We start from the raw sequence: 16358 nt of genomic DNA on the forward strand, positions 1-16358 counted from the left end.
CTATGGAGCGGGGCGCGGGACGTCAAGGTATATGGGTGTTGCGGAGGGCCTGCGTCACAAGATCGTGTGGCAGGGGCATGAGTTGGGCGGTTTGCGTCCAGAGGAGCGCGGTACGGATGTCGCGGTCGGGGTAGAGCTGCTGAAGGGCGTGGGCATAGGCGCCCATTTGGCGGAGCAGCCCGTCGGGGCAGGTTTCGGGGGTTTCCGGCACGATGGCGTTTGTCTTGTAGTCGATGGCGGTCACGTGGGTCGGCGTGACGATCAGCCGGTCGATGATGCCGTGGATGCGGGCGCCGTTCAGGGCGTCGAGCTGGGCGGTTATCGGGACTTCGACGAGCGCGTCGGGGGTGAAGATGTCGGCCAGCGCGGGTGCGGTCAGCACGGACCCGGCGGCCTTGGTCAGCGCGGCGAGGTCGTCGCCGGTGGCGGCGTCTTCGCCTTGTGAAAGTACGCGGGCCGAGAGCTCGGGCCAGTTGTCTTCCGGCGTGCCGGCGAGGGTTTCGAGCAGGAGGTGGATCTGGCGGCCGCGGCGCTTGGCGGTGTCTTCGTCAAGCCCGGCTTCGCCCGGGAGCGCCTTGGCGCCGCCGAGATCGGTGGAAGGGCTGAGCGGCGCCGGCGCGACCTGGGGTTCGGGCGCAATTTGCGCGAAAAAGGGTGGAACAGAGACTGGTTCCGCCTCGTCCTGCGCCTCTGTTTCAGTGGCCGCGGCGGGCCAGTCGCCGACCTGGTGGCGCAGGCCCTGCCCCTGATCGGTGATCAGCGGCACGGCATCGGTCTTTTCCAGCCCGGTGCGCACCTTGTCGTGCCAGCTGAGCCCGTCGGAGCCGAGATTGCCCGCCGCGGCGACGATGAGCCATTGCTCGGCGCGGGTCATGGCGACGTAGAGAAGGCGGTCGCGCTCGGCCTGTTGGGCGAGCTTTGCCTCGTCATCGGCTTGGCGCTGAGCCTGCGGGGCGTCCTCGGCACCCATGCGCCAGACCAGCGTGCCGCCGGTGGCCGCCGTCTGGTCGCGCAGGCGGAGTTGCCACTGGTTGGTGTCGGGCAGGATCACCACCGGGGATTCGAGCCCCTTGGCGCCGTGAACGGTCATCACCCGGATGCGGTTGCCGGCATTGTCCATCTGGCGCTTGATCTCGAGGTCGTCGGTTTCCATCCAGACGAGGAAGCCGGTGAGGCTGTCGACGGCGTTGCGTTCATAGGCGAGGGCCTGGCTCAGCAGTGCGTCGATGCCGTCTTCGGCCTCCTGCCCGAGGCGGGCGAGGAGTTTGCGGCGGCCGTCGTGGCGGATGAGGATGCGTTCGATGATCTCGTAGGGTCGGAGGTAGTCGGCCTGTCGCCGGAGATCGCCGAGGATGGCCATGGTTTCGGGGAAATCATCGGCCCGGTTGCGAAGCTCGGCCCAGAGGTATTTTTCGACCCTGTCATGGGCCAGCTCGTAAAGTTGCGCCTCGGACCAGCCGAAGAGCGGCGAGCGCAGGGCGGTGGCCAGCGCAAGGTCATCCTCGGGCGTGGCGAGAAAGGAAAGGAGCGCGCCGAGGTCTTTTACCGCCAGTTCGGCGCCGACCTTGAGCCGGTCGGCCCCGGCGACGGGAAGGCCACGCGCCTTGCATTCGCGGATGACGTCGTGGAACAGGGCCGACCTGCGGCGGACGAGGATGAGGATGTCGCCCGCTTCGATGGGCCGGGCTTTGTCGCCCGTCTGGTCGGGGAGCGGCGTGCCGATCATGCTCTCGATGGTCTGCGCGAGGGTCTTGGCCAGCACGCGGGCCGGATCGTCGGGCGCCTTGACGTCGACCGGGTCGTACCAGTCGGGGTCTTCGGGCTTCTCGGGCGCTTCGATCAGCGGCCAGAGATCGACGCGGCCGGGCATGTCCTGCTTGAAGGCCTTGTGCCTAGAGTCGTCACTGAACCCGCTGGATTCGTGATGTTCGAAGGTGGCATCGACAATGTCGAGAATGGCGCGGGAGGAGCGGAAGGAGAATTCCATCTCCATGTCCTGCAGCGGGGTTTCATTGTTCGAGAGACGCGCCGCGAATTCGGATTTCATCCGGTCGAATTCACGCGGGTCGGCGCCCTGGAAGGAATAGATCGACTGTTTCTTGTCGCCGACCACGAAGATGGTGCGCGGCGCGTCGGGGCGGGTGCCCTGGCCGCTGGTGAATTCCTGGGCGAGGCGTTCGATGACCTGCCATTGGACGGGCGAGGTATCCTGGGCCTCGTCGACGAGGATATGGTCGAGCCCGCCGTCGAGCTTGAAGAGCACCCAGTCGGCGACCTTGCGATCGGTGATCAGGTCGCGGGCCTTGAGGATCAGGTCATCGAAATCGAGCCAGCCGCGTAGGAGCTTGGCCTCTTCATAGGCCGGGAGGAAGACACGGGCGAAGGCGTGGAGGGCGGCGGTGCGTTCTTTCGCCTGAAGGGCGATGCGCTGGGCGCGGGCGGTTTCGACGCGGGCCATGAGGGATTCGAGTGCGAGCATTAGTGCGGCGTTCGACTCGCGGCAGGCCTTGGTGGGAAAAGAGCCTATCTTGGCCGAAAACGCTTTCTTGCCGGATTTGAAGAGAAAGACGTCCTCCATCACTGCGAGAGCGTCAAAGCCGGGGTCGGTAATGCTGGCGAGTTTGCCGCCCGCCGTCTCATCGCTGGAACTGCTCGCAGCCAAAGCCGGGCACAGGGACTGGAGCAGGTCCATCTCTCCGCCCAGAAAGACGCTGGCGGCGATGGTCTCGCGGGTCGTGCCGGGGGTGAGGTCGAAGAGGTTGTCGAGCCAGCCGGTTGAGGCGGGTTCGGCGAAGGTGGCGCGGTGCCGGACGATTTCCTGGGTCAGCTCGTCGAGCGTTTCACCGGTGTGGTGCCGGGCGAGGGTGTAGAGCTTGTCGGCATGGGGGCCGCCGGCCAGGGCCTCGACGATTTCGGCGCGCAGGAGGGTGGCGGCGCGGTCTTCCATCTCGGTGAACTGGGGCGTGACGCCGGCCTCGAGCGGGAAACGGCGGAGGAGGGCGGAGCAGAAGGAGTGGATCGTCTGGATCTTGAGGCCGCCGGGGGTTTCGATGGCGCGGGCGAAGAGACGGCGGGCGTGGTTGAGCGTGTCTTCCGTGATCACAAGCTCGTGGCCGAGGTTCTGGAGCTTGGCGGTCAGCGCGTCATCGGGGAGCATGGCCCATTCGCCGAGCGTATCGAAAAGCCGGTTCTGCATCTCGGAGGCGGCGGCCTTGGTGTAGGTGAGGCAGAGGATGTGCTGGGGGTCGACCTGATCGAGCAGCAGGCGGGCGACGCGGTCGGTGAGCACCTTGGTCTTGCCCGAGCCCGCGTTGGCGGAGAGCCAGGTGGAGCGGTCGGGCATGGCGGCCTTGATCTGGCGCTGGGTGGCTTCGTTGTGGCCGATCATTGGCCCACCTCGCTTGGGTCGGGGTCGTCGGTGATGTCCCATTCGCCGAAGCGGGCGAGCTGGTCGTAATCGCCGCTGTCGGTGGTGCGCTCGAGGGCGCGGCGGGAGGTGAAGCCGAGGTCTGGGGACATGTAACTGGCGATCAGGGTGCGGAATTCATCCCAGACCTTTTCGGGCGGTTCAGTGTCTAGTGGCGCCGGTTCCTCGGGTTTGCCGCTGCCGAGGCTGATGAAGACGGCGCGGGCGACTTTTGCGGGCGCGATCTGGCCGAAGCCGGACATGGTGGCGATGGCGGCCGAGAGGAGGAGCTGCTTGTCGAAATGGGTCTGCTGGTCTTTCGAGGGGGCCTTGCCGGTCTTGTAGTCGTAGAGGTGGAGGTTGCCGGCGGGGTCGATATCGATGCGGTCGGCCTTGGCGGTGAGGCGGAAGTTGAGCTCGGGCAGCTCGGCGGCGCCAGTGGCTTCGAGCGCGGCGGGTTGGGCGAGCTGGCGACGGGCGTGCTCGCCCTCGATGAAGGTGTCGGCGGCGCGTTCGAGTTTGGCTTGCCACATGGCGCGGGTGTCGGCCCAGGGGACGGCGTCGGCCAGAACGGTGGCAGTTTCGGCGATGAGACGCTCGCGGGTGATCTGTTCGGGGGCGTCGCGGGTGGCGTCGATGAAGCGTTCGAGGGCCTCGTGGATGACGGTGCCGCGGAGGAGGGCGTCGGGCACGCGCATCAGCGGATCGAGCGGTTTGAGCCGGAGGACGTGGCGGGCGTAGATGGAATAGGGGTCGCGGATCAGTCTCTGAATCTGCGTAACAGAGAGCTGTTTGGGGCGCGCGGCGGTGGGGGGCTTGGGGGAAGGCCGGGTTTCGGCGGGGGTGGTGCCCGGGTCTTCGAAGGCTTTGGCGAGGTCGAGCCAGTGCTGGCCGCGCTGGCGCATTTGCTCAAGCGCTGCCTTGCCACCCTGATCGGGGAGGCCGGAAAGGAGGTTCTGCAGGCGGTTGAGCCAGCGGGAGGGCACGGTTTCGGTGTCGTCGGAGCGGATCGAGCGGGTGATCCAGACCTCGGGGGCGAGGAGGGCCTGTTGGAAGTCGTGCGCGGCGAGGCCGATGCGGCGTTCGGGGAGGAGCAGGCCGGCCTCGGCGCGCATGTCGCGGTTGAGCCAGGGGTCGGGGCTGGGGCTTTCGGGCCAGCTGCCTTCGTTGAGGCCAGCGAGGATGAGAAGGTCGGCGCCCTGAACGCGGGCCTCCAGCGTGCCCCAGATCTTGATGAGGGGGTGGGCCTTGATCGTCTTGCGCACGTCGCCGCGAGAGAGGATGGCGTGGAAGAGGGCGGCATAGTCGCGGGCGTTGACGGCGCCGCCGTGTTGGGCGTTTTCGGCAAAGTCAGAGACTGTTTTAAGGGCTTGCTGGCCGTCATCGTCGGCCCAGAGCTTGCCGCTGCCGTCGCCGTCGGCGCCGCGCGCGATGTGCTCGGCCAAAGCGATGTGGCTTGTGGTGCGGTCTTCCAGCGAGACCTCGCCGGGGAGTTCCTTTTCGGTGAAACAGGCGATGAGCCACTCGACCCAGGATTCGGCATGGGGGTCTTTGGAGGCGGCGGCCCAGGCGTGGAGGTCTTGCGCGGTCGGGTAGGGCGGGCCGTGGCGGCGGATGTGGAGTTCGAGTTCGCGGGTGAGGCGGAGATGGGGGCCGCGATCGGCGCCGGTGTGGGTGAGCGGGTGCTTGAGGAGGGTGAGCAGCGCCTCGGCCGAGAGGGGGAGGTGGAACAGCTCGGCGACGTGGCGGAGGAAGCGGCCGACCGGGGCGAGATGGAGCGGCATGCCGGCGCTGTCATCGGGGACGATGCCCCAACGGGTAAGGGCCGCGGTGACCTGGCGGCTGAGCGTCCGGTCGGGGGTGATGAGCGCGGCGGAGGTGCCTTTTTCGGCGGCGTCGCGGAGGCGGAGGGCAATGGTGAGCGCCTCGGTGCGGGTCGAGGGCGCCTCGAGGAGGGTGACCTGCGACATGGCAGGCTCTATTCCGGGCAGTTTCGGGCCGTCGCGGCGCCATTGGTCGGTGATTGGTGCGGGCCGGAGGGCGAGGGAAACGAGACGGTTGCGCTCGGGGCTGGCGGGGGTGTCGTCGGACCATGTGGGGATGTCCGACGGGGAGAGGTCGAGCGCCTGGAGGAAGGCGGCGAAGCGGTATTGCGGGTGATCTTCGGAATGCTTGGGGTTGTCGAAGCGTTGCCAGACGTCTTCGGGCATGTCGCGGTCGAAGCCGGGGAGGATGACCGCGCCCTGGGGCAGGCGGGCGACGGTTTGCATCAGGAGCTGCGTGGCGCCGCGCGAGCCGGTGGAGCCGGCGACGATGATGGGGTGTTGGGGCGGATTTTCCGCCCAGATTTGCGCAAGGGTTTCGACGACGAGGCGCTGGCGGGTTTCGACGTCGGGGAGGGCGGTGGCATCTTCGAAATAGTGTCTGACAATGCCCAAAAAGGCCTGAATTCGGGCCCAGTGGCCGGATTGGTCGGTGACGTCGAGCTGGCTGATCCGGTCGGGCGAGACGCCCTCGCCATGCATTTCGTCCATCAACCCGGCGAGGCTGTCGGCGAGGTCGTAGAGGGCGCTGCGCGGGGCGAGGTCGGGCTGGGCGTCGAGGAGTCTGGAGACGAGTTGCAGGAGTTCGAGCCGGCGACGGAGGGGCGAGACCGGGTCGGGGATGTCGGCCATCAAGGCGTGTTCGCCGAGATCGGTGACGAGGCCGATACGGGGGAGGAGGCAGGCGGGGCCTTCGTCGTAGATGGAGCGGATACGGCGGGCCATGCGGCGGGTGTTGACGAGAAGGTGGGCGCGGGCAAGGGCCTCGGGCGGTTGACCGTTTGTGCGGGTGGAGAGGCCGCGGACGAGGGCTGCGGGGAAATCGACCCCGAGCGGGACGGCGAAGACGCGGGGGCGGTCGGACGGCTCAAACATGGGTGTAGTCAAGCATGTCCTCGGCGAGTTCGATACCCTCGGGGCGGCCGACATCGCACCATTTTCCGGGATAGGTGGTGGCGAAGAGACGGTTGTTTGCGAGCATGTCGTCCCAGAGGCGGTTGAGGGAGAAATAGGTTTCGGGGATGGCGGCGAGGCCGTCGGTTTTCAGGATCTGGAGGCCGGAATAGATGGCGCCGGGGCCGCGGCTTGCGTGACCGGTTTCGGCGATCTCGAAATCGCCCTTGCCGGTGTGGCCGATGGCGTTATCGGGCGGGATGCAGAGGAGGAGGCCGTCCATCTGATCCGGGTTCCAGTTTTGGGCGAGGTGGGTCAGGGGGTTGGGGCCGGACCAGACGGCATCGGAATTCATGGTGTAGACGGGGCCATTGCCCAGAAGCGGCAGGGCGTGGCGGAGGCCGCCGCCGGTTTCGAGGATCTCGGGCTGTTCCTCGGAGAAGAGGATATCGGTATCGGAGAGGTGGGCGCGGAGGTGTTCGGGTTTGTAGTGCAGGTTCACGACGACGCGGGTCAGAGCCGCATCGCGCACCAGGTCGAGGGCGTGGTCGATGAGCGGTTTGCCGGCGACGGGGATCATCGGCTTGGGCTGATCGGCGGTCAGGGCGCCCATGCGGGTGCCGAAGCCCGCCGCGAAGATCATGACAGGGAGGGGATCGTCGCGCATTTGTCTTTCAGCCTTTGGAGGATGTCGGGGCTTGGGGCGGGGAGCGTGTCGAGCGCCGGGCGGACGGGGGCGAGGGCCGGATGGGCGAGGTCGCGCTGGAGGAGGTTCCAGACGCGGGGGATCATGTCGACATACCATGCCTTGCCGTCGCGGACGCAGAGCCGGGCGAAGACGCCGAGGATGCGGAGGTTTCGTTGCGCGCCGAGGAGGTGGTAGGCGGTGCGGAAGCTGTCGTCATCCTGGCGGGTGGCCTCGATATAGCGGGCGATCATGGCGGTTTCGGTGGCTTCGGGCACGTCGCGGCGGGCGTCTTGGAGGAGCGAGACGAGATCGTAGGCGCGGTGGCCGATCATGGCATCCTGGAAGTCGAGCAGGCCGACGCGGGCGGTGCCGGAGCGATTAGGGAGCCAGAGGAGGTTTTCGGCGTGGTAGTCGCGCTGGATGAGGACAGTTTCCGTGGTGTTGTCGGCGAGGAGTCGGTGGAAGCAGTCGTGGAACTGCTGGCGGGAGTCGGAGGGCTTTTCGCCGGTAGCGGCGAAGGCGTACCAGTCAAAGGCGAGGGCCGCGAGGTCGGTCATCCGGGGCGGGTCGTAGGGGTCGAGACCTGCGGGCGGGTCGTTCTCGTGCAGCTCGGCAAGAAGGTCGGTTGCGGTGGAATAGAGACTGTTTTCGAGCTCGGGCTCCGTTTCGAGGACGCGGGCGAATAGGGCGTCGCCCAGGTCTTCGAGGAGGAGGAGGCCGGTGGCGTCATCCTCGGCGAGAACCTTTGGCGCTGAGAGGCCGAGGCTAGTGAGGTATTGGGCGATATGGACGAAGGGGCGGATATCCTCGCCCTTCTCGGGGGGTGCATCCATCAGGACGGCGTTGCCGCTGTCGGAGGCGAGGCGGAAGTAGCGGCGGTTGGAGGCGTCGCCGGCGAGGAGGGACACCTCGGCGGCGGACCAGCCGGAACGGTCGATGAAGGCGTCGATCAGGTCGGTGCGGTCAGACATGGTGGAGGCTTTCGGTTTTCGCGGTCCATTTGTCGTCGGTCCAGGTGAAGGCGAGGGTTCGCACGTCTTCGGGCCCCGGCGCGGTGAAGGTGATGGACAGCGCGTGGGCGGGGGTGAGCGGGCCGAGACGGTCGGGCCATTCGATGAGGCAGATGGCGTCGGTGAAGGCGGCATCGAGGCCGAGTTCCTCGATCTCGGTGACATCGGTGAGGCGGTAGAGATCGGCGTGCCAGATCTCGCCGGGTTTGGCGTGATAGGTCTGGACGAGGGTGTAGGTGGGCGACGGCACGTCTTCGGGCTGGTCCAGCAGGGAGAGGATGGCGCAGCGGGTGAAATGGGTTTTTCCGGCGCCGACATCGCCCGACAGGAGGATGGTGTCGCCGGGCGCGAGGTTTTGCGCCAGCGTGCGCGCGACACGGTCGGTCGCGTCGGGGCTGTCGCAGGTGAGGGTGAAGGGCGCGCCGGGCATGGGGGGAAATTACACGCGCCGCCGCCACCTGCAACAGGGATCAGTCGGGGGTGAGGTTCAGCATGGTGAAGCCGCCCGGCAGGGGCTCGGTTCTGACATGGACGCGGCCTGTCGTGTCGTCGCCCGCCCGCCCTTCGATCGGGCTGCGCCCGGAGCCGGCGAGGATGTCGGCCCAGAGGTCGTCATTCGGAAAGCGGCTGCGGGCGGTGCGCACGATCTCGTCGAGGGAGGTTTCGGCAAAGCTGTCATCGGGGGGGATGCCGAGACGCTCGCGGAAGGTGTCGTTGCAGAGGATGAGGATATCGTTCGGGCCGATGACGGCAATGGCGGTGTCGAGCCGGTCGAGCACCGCCTGCCGGATTTCCAGCTGGCTTTTGGTGCGGCGGCTGAAGGAAATCTCGTCGGTGATGTCCTCGATCAGGAAGGCGATGGCGCCGTCGGGATGCGGGCGGCCGGTGACGCGGTAGGTGAGGCCGTTGGGCAATGTCCAGGCCTCGGCATAGTGCCCGTCGGAGGCGGTTTCGATCATCTCGTTGATCTGGGCGCGCCAGGTTGCGTAGTTCTTCGGTTCCGGCAGGACCTGCCGGTCGCGCAGGCGGTCGAAGAAGTCGAGCAGGCCGGGGCGGCTGCTGAGGAATTCGACGGGAAGCCCGGTGAGGTCGACCAGCGCGGGGTTGAAGAGGACCAGGCGCTGGCCGCGATCGAATACGGCGAGCCCGGTGGCAAGGTCGGCGAAAGTCTTTGTCAGGGTTTGGATGAAGCTGCTGCGCATCGCGTCGGTGTTGATCAGCTCGGTAACATCGGTGGCGTAGAGAATGTGCCTGTCACCGGCATCGATCGAGGTGAGGTCGACATGGCGCTGGCGGCCGCCTTGCGGATCGGTCAGCACGACCGGATGACCGGCGGCCTCGTTCGGCGAGGCGACGGCGGCGAGGATCTCGCCCTCGTCCTTTTCGGAGAATTCCTGAAAGATGGCGTTGCGCCAGGTGATCTTGCCCTCGTGGTCGAGGATGCAGATGGCGATCGGGGCGTTTTCGGATGCCATGCGGTGCAGGCGCTTGAAGGCAAGGCGCGCCTTTGCGTCGTGCCATTCGGCGGGCATGGGCAGCGCGCGTTCGATCAGGGTGACGCGGTGGCCGTGACGCAGCACCGAAATGGTGACCTGCGCCTCGTCATGCGGGTCGCGTGCCGGGAAGGTGACCACCTCGCCGGCCTGCATGGCGGGCAGGTCGTCGGGCAGGTCGATGAAACGGTGGCCGAGCCACTCTTTCAGCTGGGGCCAGCCGGAGATGCCGAACAGCGGGTCGTTGGCCGTGCCCGGACGGGTGATGTCGTGATCGACGAGGAGCCCCTCGCGGAAGAGGAAATAGTTGGAGGACTGGCGCGATGGACGACCAGCGATATGTGACTTGTCGAGGGGCCATCGCGCGAGCGCCCAGACGACGATACCAGCCATCAACCCCGAAAGGGCGATGGCGACCGGCATCCCGATTACGATGCCCTGCATCCCCTACCTCCTGCCTTCCCAGGGAAGCATTGCGCAGGAAAGTTAACGTATTGTTAATTTTCGGAAAGTGATGGGGACAATCACGCCTTGATCGGCTGGTTCTCTCCGAGCGGCGCGCGGCTTTCGGGGGTATCGGCGGCAATCACCCTGCGGGGCCAGCGGACTTCGACGAAGGCGCCGGTGCGCTGGGCGCGGTCGAGGTTGTTGCGGAAGGATTCCGTGCCGTTGGCGAAGCTGAGATCTGCGCCGGAGCGTTCCAGCAGGGTCTTGGCGATGAAGAGGCCCAGCCCCATGCCCTCGTATTCCGGGCGGCGCGGGTCGCGGCCGCCGCCGCGCCGGCGCATCAGGGGGTCGCCGATGCGGCCCAGCAGGTGCGTCGGGTAACCGCGCCCGTCATCCATGATGCGCACGGTGATCTCGTCATCCGACCACAGGCTTTCGACCCAGACATTGGCACGGGCGAAATCGACCGCGTTCTGCACGAGGTTGCGCAGGCCGTGGATGACCTCGGGCCGGCGGTAGATCTCGGGCTGGAAGGCGGTGCTGTCTTCGGCGGGCCCGTGTTCGAAATGCATGAGCTTGCCGCGGTCGATATGGGGGTCGGCGGCTTCCTCGACCACGGCCGAGAGGGGGGCCTTGCGCAGGTGCAGGTCATCCTTGCCGGCCCGGCCCATCGACTTGAGGATATCGCGGCAGCGGTCGGCCTGTTCGCGGATCAGGAGGGCATCCTCGCGCAGGTCGTCGTTGTCGGCGAGCTCCTCGGCCAGTTCGGAGCTGGTGAGCTTGATGGTGGCAAGCGGGGTGCCGAGCTCATGCGCGGCCGCGGCCACGACGCCGCCGAGGTCGGTGAGCTTCTGCTCGCGGGCGAGTGCCATCTGGGTGGCTTGCAGCGCCTCGTCCATGGCGCGCATTTCCGAGACGATCCAGCGGGAATAGACCCCCAGGAAGATCACCGCGATGACGATGGCGACCCAGTTGCCGAAGAGGAAGATCTGGGGCACGCGAAGGAGGAACCCCTCGGCCGTGCGCAGTGGCAGGTGAAACGGGATCAGCACGGTAACGATCAGGATCGCCATGACCCCGAGAAACACGGTGGAGCGTGACGACAGCGCCGAGGCCGAGACGGTGACGGGCCCGACGATCAGGATCGAGAACGGGTTGTGCAGCCCGCCGGTGAGATAGAGCATCAGCGCCAGTTGCAGCATGTCGAAGAGCACGACCAGGCGGGTTGCGGATTCGGTAAGGCGCTTGTTCTCGGGAAAGACGAAGCCGGCGATCAGGTTGGTGATGACAGCCGCGCCGATGGCGACGTAGCAGAGCCCGACCTCGAGCTCGAGATTGTAGAGGCGCTGGGCGACGATGAGCGCCGAGATCTGCCCCATGATCGCCCACCAGCGCAGGAACACCAGCGTGCGCAGCCGGATCCAGTTGTCGCTGTCGCGCGTGTCGGCCGGAGCCGTTCGATGTTCCGCCATTCGTGACCCGGTGGACGTTGCAGTTTTCGCCCGTGATGTTAGATGTGCGGCATCCTGAAAAGAAGCCCGGAATTGAAAGGGACCCCATGCAACGGATCATCGCCATCGGTTCGGCCGTCGTGCTTGTCGCCATGCTTGGCCTCTTTTACTGGCTGGCGATGGCCGGCGACCCGGATGACCAGTTCGCCCAGTGCCGGGCCGGCAACGTAGCAGGGGGCGCCGGTGCCATCGGCGGGCCCTTCGAGCTGGTGAGCGAGACCGGCGAGACGGTGACCGACAAAGAGGTGATCGACCAGCCGGCGCTGATCTATTTCGGCTATACGTTCTGCCCCGATGTTTGCCCGATCGACGTGGCACGGAACGCGCAGGCCGTTGAAATCCTTGAAGAACGGGGCGAGATGGTGAAGCCGGTCTTCATCTCTGTCGACCCCAAGCGGGACACGCCCGAGGTGGTGGACGATTTCACCGCCAACCTGCATCCGCGGATGCTGGGCCTGACGGGATCGCCCGAGCAGGTGAAGGCGGCGAGCCAGTCGTACCGCACCTATTACAACGCCCAGGACAGCGGCGATGACGAGTATTACCTTGTCGATCACTCGACCATGACCTACCTCGTCTTTCCCGAGACCGGGTTTGCCGATTTCTTCCGCCGGGATGCCTCGGCCGGGGAAATGGCGGACCGGGTCCAGTGTTTTCTGGACGCCCGCTAAGGTTGCTGCGATTGTTTGACGCATGCGGTGGTGCACGATAGACATGATCGGCGCTCCGGGCGCGTTCACGGGAGGGAATGAATGGCCGAAAACCAGCGCGACATTGGCGAGGACAAGACCCTGTTGCTTGTCGATGACGACGAGCCGTTCCTGAGACGTCTCGCCAAGGCGATGGAGAAGCGCGGCTTCGAAGTGGAGACCGCCGGGTCGGTCGCCGCGGGGCAGGCCATCGCGACGGCACGGCCACCGGCCTATGCGGTCTGTGACCTGCGGCTGGAGGATGGCAACGGGCTCGACGTGGTGGAAACCATCCGGGAAAAGCGGCCCGATGCGCGGATCGTGGTGCTGACGGGGTATGGCGCGATTGCCACCGCCGTGGCGGCGGTGAAGATCGGGGCGACGGATTACCTGTCGAAGCCGGCGGATGCGACGGATATCACCAATGCGCTTCTGGCGACGGAGGACGAGCTGCCGCCGCCGCCCGAGAACCCGATGAGTGCCGACCGGGTGCGGTGGGAGCATATCCAGCGGGTCTACGAACTGTGCGACCGGAACGTGAGCGAGACGGCGCGGCGGCTCAACATGCACCGGCGGACATTGCAGCGGATCCTGGCGAAGCGGTCGCCGCGCTGAGGCGTCGGAATTCGAGTATTTCTGGAAAGATGAAAGCCGGGGATCAGCCCATCTCGGTCAATAGCTCTTCGTGGCGGGCCGTGTAGGCGGCGCGGGTTTCGGTGGGCGGGCGCAGGTGGATGTGCAGGCCGTCGATGGTGGCCGGATCGGGCTTGCCGAAGAAGCGGTTGGCCTCGGGCTCGGAGAAGCCGGCGATCTGGGTGGCTTCCATCCAGGCACTGATCTTGTCGGCCTTCTTGATCTGCTTCTTGACGGTGACCGGGATCGTGGCGGGCAGGCCGAAGCGCAGGTGGACGGCGGCGGCGAGGCGTTTGTCGAGCTCGTCGTAATCGGGGCCGACGGCAGCCTTCACCGGCGAGATCATGTCGCCGATGACGTATTCGGGGGCGTCGTGGAGGAGCGCGGCAAGGCGCCACTTGGCGGGTGCTTTCGGGTTCAGACGGGCATAGAGCCGCTCGACCAGAAGGGAATGTTCGGCCACGGAATAGGCGAAATCGCCCAGGGTCTGGCCATTCCAGCGGGCGACGAAGCTGAGCCCGTGGGCGATGTCTTCGATTTCGACATCAACCGGGGTCGGATCGAGCAGGTCGAGCCGGCGGCCCGAGAGCATCTTTTGCCAGGCGCGGGGTTTGGCCACGGGCCACCTCCGGAAAGAAACGAGTAAAGCGCGGGCACTCATAGACCCGGTAGGCGGCTTTTGCAAAGGCCATGGCCCGGGGTCAGGGGGCGCGGGGCTTTGACGTATTGCCTGCACGGGGGGGCGGTGCTATCTGCCTTGCGAGTTTTGGATTGCAAGGAGCCACCATCATGGCAAAGGACTTTCTGGTCAAGGATATTGGTCTCGCCGGGTTCGGGCGTATGGAACTGGACATTGCGGAGACGGAGATGCCGGGGCTGATGGCCCTGCGCGAGGAATACGGCGAGGCGAAACCTCTCAAAGGCGCACGGATTGCCGGGTCGCTGCACATGACCATTCAGACCGCCTGCCTGATCGAGACGCTGGTGGCGCTGGGCGCGGATGTGCGCTGGGCGAGCTGCAATATCTTCTCGACTCAGGACCACGCGGCGGCCGTGATCGCCGAGAGCGGGACGCCGGTTTTCGCCGTGAAGGGCGAGACGCTGGAAGAATACTGGGACTACGCTGACCGCATCTTCCAATTCGAAGAGGGCGGCGCGAACATGATCCTCGACGATGGCGGCGATGCCACGCTTTACATCCTGATGGGGGCCCGGGTCGAGGAGGGCGAGACCGACCTGATCGAGAACCCGCAGAGCGAGGAAGAGGAATTCCTGTTCGCGCAGATCAAGAAGCGGATGAAGGAAAGCCCCGGCTGGTTCGTCAAGCAGCGGCACATGATCAAGGGTGTCTCCGAGGAGACCACGACCGGTGTGCACCGTCTCTACAAGATGATGGAGAAGGGCCACCTGCCGTTCCCGGCGATCAACGTGAACGACTCTGTGACGAAGTCGAAGTTCGACAACAAGTATGGCTGTAAAGAGAGCCTTGTCGACGGCATCCGCCGGGCGACCGACACGATGATGGCCGGCAAGGTCGCGGTCGTGTGCGGGTATGGCGACGTGGGCAAGGGCTCGGCCGCCTCGCTGTCGGGCGCGGGCGCCCGGGTGAAGGTGACGGAAGTCGACCCGATCTGCGCGCTTCAGGCGGCGATGGATGGCTACGAGGTGGTGACGCTGGAAGACGTGGTCACATCGGCCGATATCTTCATCACCACGACCGGCAACAAGGACGTGATCCGCATCGAGCATATGCGCGAGATGAAGGACATGGCGATCGTCGGCAACATCGGCCACTTCGACAACGAGATCCAGGTGGCGAGCCTGAAGAACCACAAATGGACCAACATCAAGGACCAGGTGGACATGATCGAGATGCCTTCGGGCGCGCGGATCATCCTTCTGTCGGAAGGCCGCCTGCTGAACCTCGGCAATGCCACGGGGCACCCGAGCTTCGTGATGTCGGCGAGCTTCACCAACCAGGTTCTGGCGCAGATCGAGCTTTGGACGAAGGGCGATCAGTATGACAACAACGTCTACATCCTGCCCAAGCATCTCGACGAGAAGGTCGCGCGCCTGCACCTCGAGCGGATCGGCGTCAAGCTGACCCAGCTGCGCGACGACCAGGCCGACTATATCGGTGTGCCGCAGGACGGCCCTTACAAGCCCGAGCACTACCGCTACTGATCACCGGCCTTGGCCGAAACGGAACGCGCTGCCGGACACGGCGGCGCGTTTTTGTTTGGGACGGATTCAGATTTCAGGCGGCAGGTTGGAATACTGCGCCCGTATTGCTTGACAGCGTGCCTTCAGACCGGGCCAGGCAGGGTTGTTCGGGGGTTTCCGGCGCTGTTTTTGGGGGCTGATTTGAGATTTCCCTGAAAATAGTCTGTTTTTTCAACTGGTTGAGAAAACAAGCGCGTCTTGTTCGCTTTTCTTCGAAAGGTTGTAGGGACTAACGCCTCTCGAGGCTGGTCGTCGGCGGTTTCCGCCCGTTGGAGCCCCAAAAAAGTGGATTCAAGCGGGAACCTGCCTGCGCGAAGCTGGTCAAATGGCGCACAATCGCCTGAAAATCGCCAATTCGGGCGGCGGATATAGGCCCGGGGAAAAGCCCTCCTATCTCGAATTTCACGTTGTGTGAGAAAAGGAGGCACATCATGACCCTGAGTAAGTTTCTGACATCGGCCGCCGTGGCCGCCCTTCTGACCGGTGCGGCATCGGCCCAAGACACGACCACTGAATCCGGTACCGGCACTGCCACCGGCACCGAGCAATCGACCGGCATGAGCGATACCGGCACCGGTACCGGCATGACCGACACCAGCGGCACCTATGCCGAAGGCGAAGCCGCCGCCGAAGCGCCGAAATCCATCGAGGAAATGACTGTCGGCCAGGTTATCGGCCGCTCGGTCGTCGACCCCGAAGGCAATACGATCGGCGAGATCGACTATGTGATCGAGCAGCCTGAAGGCGTTGCCGGCGTGATCGGTATCGGCGGTTTCCTTGGGCTTGGCGAATACACCGTCGCCATCCAGATGGACGAGTTCGAATACTCGCCGGAAGAGACGACGCTGATGCTCGACACCGACAAGGAGACGCTGAAAGAGCGCCCCGAGTTCGATGAATCGAACGCCGAGAGCCTGCCGGACGATACGCAGATGGCAAGCCTGATGTCGGGCGATGACGCCGCTGACGACAGCGCGTCGGACATGAGCGGTTCGGATGACGGCGCTGCCGCATCGACCGACATGGAAGACGGTGCCGACACCGAAGCCGAAGATGGCGCCGCAGCCGATACGGATGCTGCGTCGGAGGAAGACGCCGCTGCCGATACGGACGCTGCGACGGAAGAAGACGCCGCCGCGACCGAGGCTGAAGAAGGCGACGCCATGGAAGAAGAAGGCGCAAGCGCCGAAGATCCTGCGGCCGATGCCGAGGAAGAAGCTGCTGCCGACACGGAAACCGAGCAATCGGACGAGTCGACCGCCGCTGACGAAAGCGTCGAAGAAGAGACGGACGCCGATCAATCGTAACGGCCTGTCCTAGAG

General features: G+C 65.6%; 12 protein-coding genes. 4 read left to right on the forward strand and 8 right to left on the reverse strand.

Features of this window, described 5'->3' with window-relative positions; all coding sequences use genetic code 11:
- Nucleotides 1-22 precede the first annotated feature (22 nt).
- The 7 genes from addA to regB form a co-directional block, all read right to left on the reverse strand.
- Nucleotides 23-3388 (reverse strand): double-strand break repair helicase AddA, encoded by a 3366-nt coding sequence (addA, locus tag RIdsm_RS26085; protein ID WP_057812031.1) that lies wholly within the window; start codon nucleotides 3386-3388, stop codon nucleotides 23-25.
- Nucleotides 3385-6324 carry a double-strand break repair protein AddB gene (gene addB / locus RIdsm_RS26090; protein ID WP_057812028.1) on the reverse strand — a complete coding sequence of 980 codons (2940 nt, stop codon included), beginning with the start codon at nucleotides 6322-6324 and terminating at the stop codon, nucleotides 3385-3387. The genes addA and addB overlap by 4 nt, the downstream gene beginning before the upstream one ends.
- On the reverse strand, nucleotides 6317-7009 hold the full coding sequence (locus RIdsm_RS26095) for a nucleotidyltransferase family protein (protein WP_057812026.1): 693 nt from the start codon (nucleotides 7007-7009) through the stop codon (nucleotides 6317-6319). The genes addB and RIdsm_RS26095 overlap by 8 nt, the downstream gene beginning before the upstream one ends.
- Complete coding sequence (locus RIdsm_RS26100; protein WP_057812024.1) at nucleotides 6982-8001, reverse strand: aminoglycoside phosphotransferase family protein; 1020 nt, start codon at nucleotides 7999-8001, stop codon at nucleotides 6982-6984. Before RIdsm_RS26100 ends, RIdsm_RS26095 begins: the two co-directional genes overlap by 28 nt.
- Nucleotides 7994-8470, reverse strand: coding sequence for a tRNA (adenosine(37)-N6)-threonylcarbamoyltransferase complex ATPase subunit type 1 TsaE (gene tsaE / locus RIdsm_RS26105; protein WP_057812022.1), 477 nt, complete (start codon nucleotides 8468-8470; stop codon nucleotides 7994-7996). Before tsaE ends, RIdsm_RS26100 begins: the two co-directional genes overlap by 8 nt.
- Nucleotides 8471-8510: 40 nt before the next feature.
- The gene (locus RIdsm_RS26110; RefSeq protein WP_057812021.1) at nucleotides 8511-9977 is read right to left on the reverse strand and encodes a PAS-domain containing protein; all 1467 of its coding nucleotides are present in this window, start codon (nucleotides 9975-9977) and stop codon (nucleotides 8511-8513) included.
- A gap of 80 nt (nucleotides 9978-10057) precedes the next feature.
- A complete protein-coding gene (gene regB / locus RIdsm_RS26115) occupies nucleotides 10058-11452 on the reverse strand; it encodes a sensor histidine kinase RegB (protein WP_057812019.1) in 1395 nt (464 codons plus the stop codon).
- Nucleotides 11453-11538: 86 nt separating this feature from the next.
- Between regB and RIdsm_RS26120 the strand changes: the two genes are divergently transcribed.
- A complete protein-coding gene (locus RIdsm_RS26120) occupies nucleotides 11539-12162 on the forward strand; it encodes an SCO family protein (protein ID WP_057812018.1) in 624 nt (207 codons plus the stop codon).
- An 81-nt stretch (nucleotides 12163-12243) separates the two neighbouring features.
- Nucleotides 12244-12795 (forward strand): ActR/PrrA/RegA family redox response regulator transcription factor, encoded by a 552-nt coding sequence (locus RIdsm_RS26125; protein WP_057812016.1) that lies wholly within the window; start codon nucleotides 12244-12246, stop codon nucleotides 12793-12795.
- 43 nt (nucleotides 12796-12838) lie between these two features.
- Here RIdsm_RS26125 and RIdsm_RS26130 read toward each other — a convergent pair whose 3' ends face one another.
- Nucleotides 12839-13405, reverse strand: coding sequence for an HD domain-containing protein (locus tag RIdsm_RS26130; protein ID WP_177228393.1), 567 nt, complete (start codon nucleotides 13403-13405; stop codon nucleotides 12839-12841).
- A gap of 197 nt (nucleotides 13406-13602) precedes the next feature.
- Between RIdsm_RS26130 and ahcY the strand changes: the two genes are divergently transcribed.
- Together ahcY and RIdsm_RS26140 are read left to right on the forward strand one after the other, a co-directional pair.
- Nucleotides 13603-14997 carry an adenosylhomocysteinase gene (gene ahcY, locus RIdsm_RS26135; protein ID WP_074939914.1) on the forward strand — a complete coding sequence of 465 codons (1395 nt, stop codon included), beginning with the start codon at nucleotides 13603-13605 and terminating at the stop codon, nucleotides 14995-14997.
- A 470-nt stretch (nucleotides 14998-15467) separates the two neighbouring features.
- Nucleotides 15468-16343 carry a PRC-barrel domain-containing protein gene (locus RIdsm_RS26140; RefSeq protein WP_057817627.1) on the forward strand — a complete coding sequence of 292 codons (876 nt, stop codon included), beginning with the start codon at nucleotides 15468-15470 and terminating at the stop codon, nucleotides 16341-16343.
- The last annotated feature ends 15 nt before the right edge of the window (nucleotides 16344-16358 follow it).

It is taken from the genome of Roseovarius indicus (assembly GCF_008728195.1).
GTDB classification, from domain to species: domain Bacteria; phylum Pseudomonadota; class Alphaproteobacteria; order Rhodobacterales; family Rhodobacteraceae; genus Roseovarius; species Roseovarius indicus.

What these genes read in the sequence shown, in the direction of transcription:
- addA (WP_057812031.1), bottom strand. Translation starts at nt 3,388, where the DNA reads ATGATCGGCCACAACGAAGCCACCCAGCGCCAGATCAAGGCCGCCATG.
- RIdsm_RS26140 (WP_057817627.1), top strand. Translation starts at nt 15,468, where the DNA reads ATGACCCTGAGTAAGTTTCTGACATCGGCCGCCGTGGCCGCCCTTCTG.
- RIdsm_RS26110 (WP_057812021.1), bottom strand. Translation starts at nt 9,977, where the DNA reads ATGCAGGGCATCGTAATCGGGATGCCGGTCGCCATCGCCCTTTCGGGG.
- addB (WP_057812028.1), bottom strand. Translation starts at nt 6,324, where the DNA reads ATGTTTGAGCCGTCCGACCGCCCCCGCGTCTTCGCCGTCCCGCTCGGG.
- RIdsm_RS26100 (WP_057812024.1), bottom strand. Translation starts at nt 8,001, where the DNA reads ATGTCTGACCGCACCGACCTGATCGACGCCTTCATCGACCGTTCCGGC.
- regB (WP_057812019.1), bottom strand. Translation starts at nt 11,452, where the DNA reads ATGGCGGAACATCGAACGGCTCCGGCCGACACGCGCGACAGCGACAAC.
- RIdsm_RS26125 (WP_057812016.1), top strand. Translation starts at nt 12,244, where the DNA reads ATGGCCGAAAACCAGCGCGACATTGGCGAGGACAAGACCCTGTTGCTT.
- RIdsm_RS26130 (WP_177228393.1), bottom strand. Translation starts at nt 13,405, where the DNA reads ATGCTCTCGGGCCGCCGGCTCGACCTGCTCGATCCGACCCCGGTTGAT.
- RIdsm_RS26095 (WP_057812026.1), bottom strand. Translation starts at nt 7,009, where the DNA reads ATGCGCGACGATCCCCTCCCTGTCATGATCTTCGCGGCGGGCTTCGGC.
- ahcY (WP_074939914.1), top strand. Translation starts at nt 13,603, where the DNA reads ATGGCAAAGGACTTTCTGGTCAAGGATATTGGTCTCGCCGGGTTCGGG.
- RIdsm_RS26120 (WP_057812018.1), top strand. Translation starts at nt 11,539, where the DNA reads ATGCAACGGATCATCGCCATCGGTTCGGCCGTCGTGCTTGTCGCCATG.
- tsaE (WP_057812022.1), bottom strand. Translation starts at nt 8,470, where the DNA reads ATGCCCGGCGCGCCCTTCACCCTCACCTGCGACAGCCCCGACGCGACC.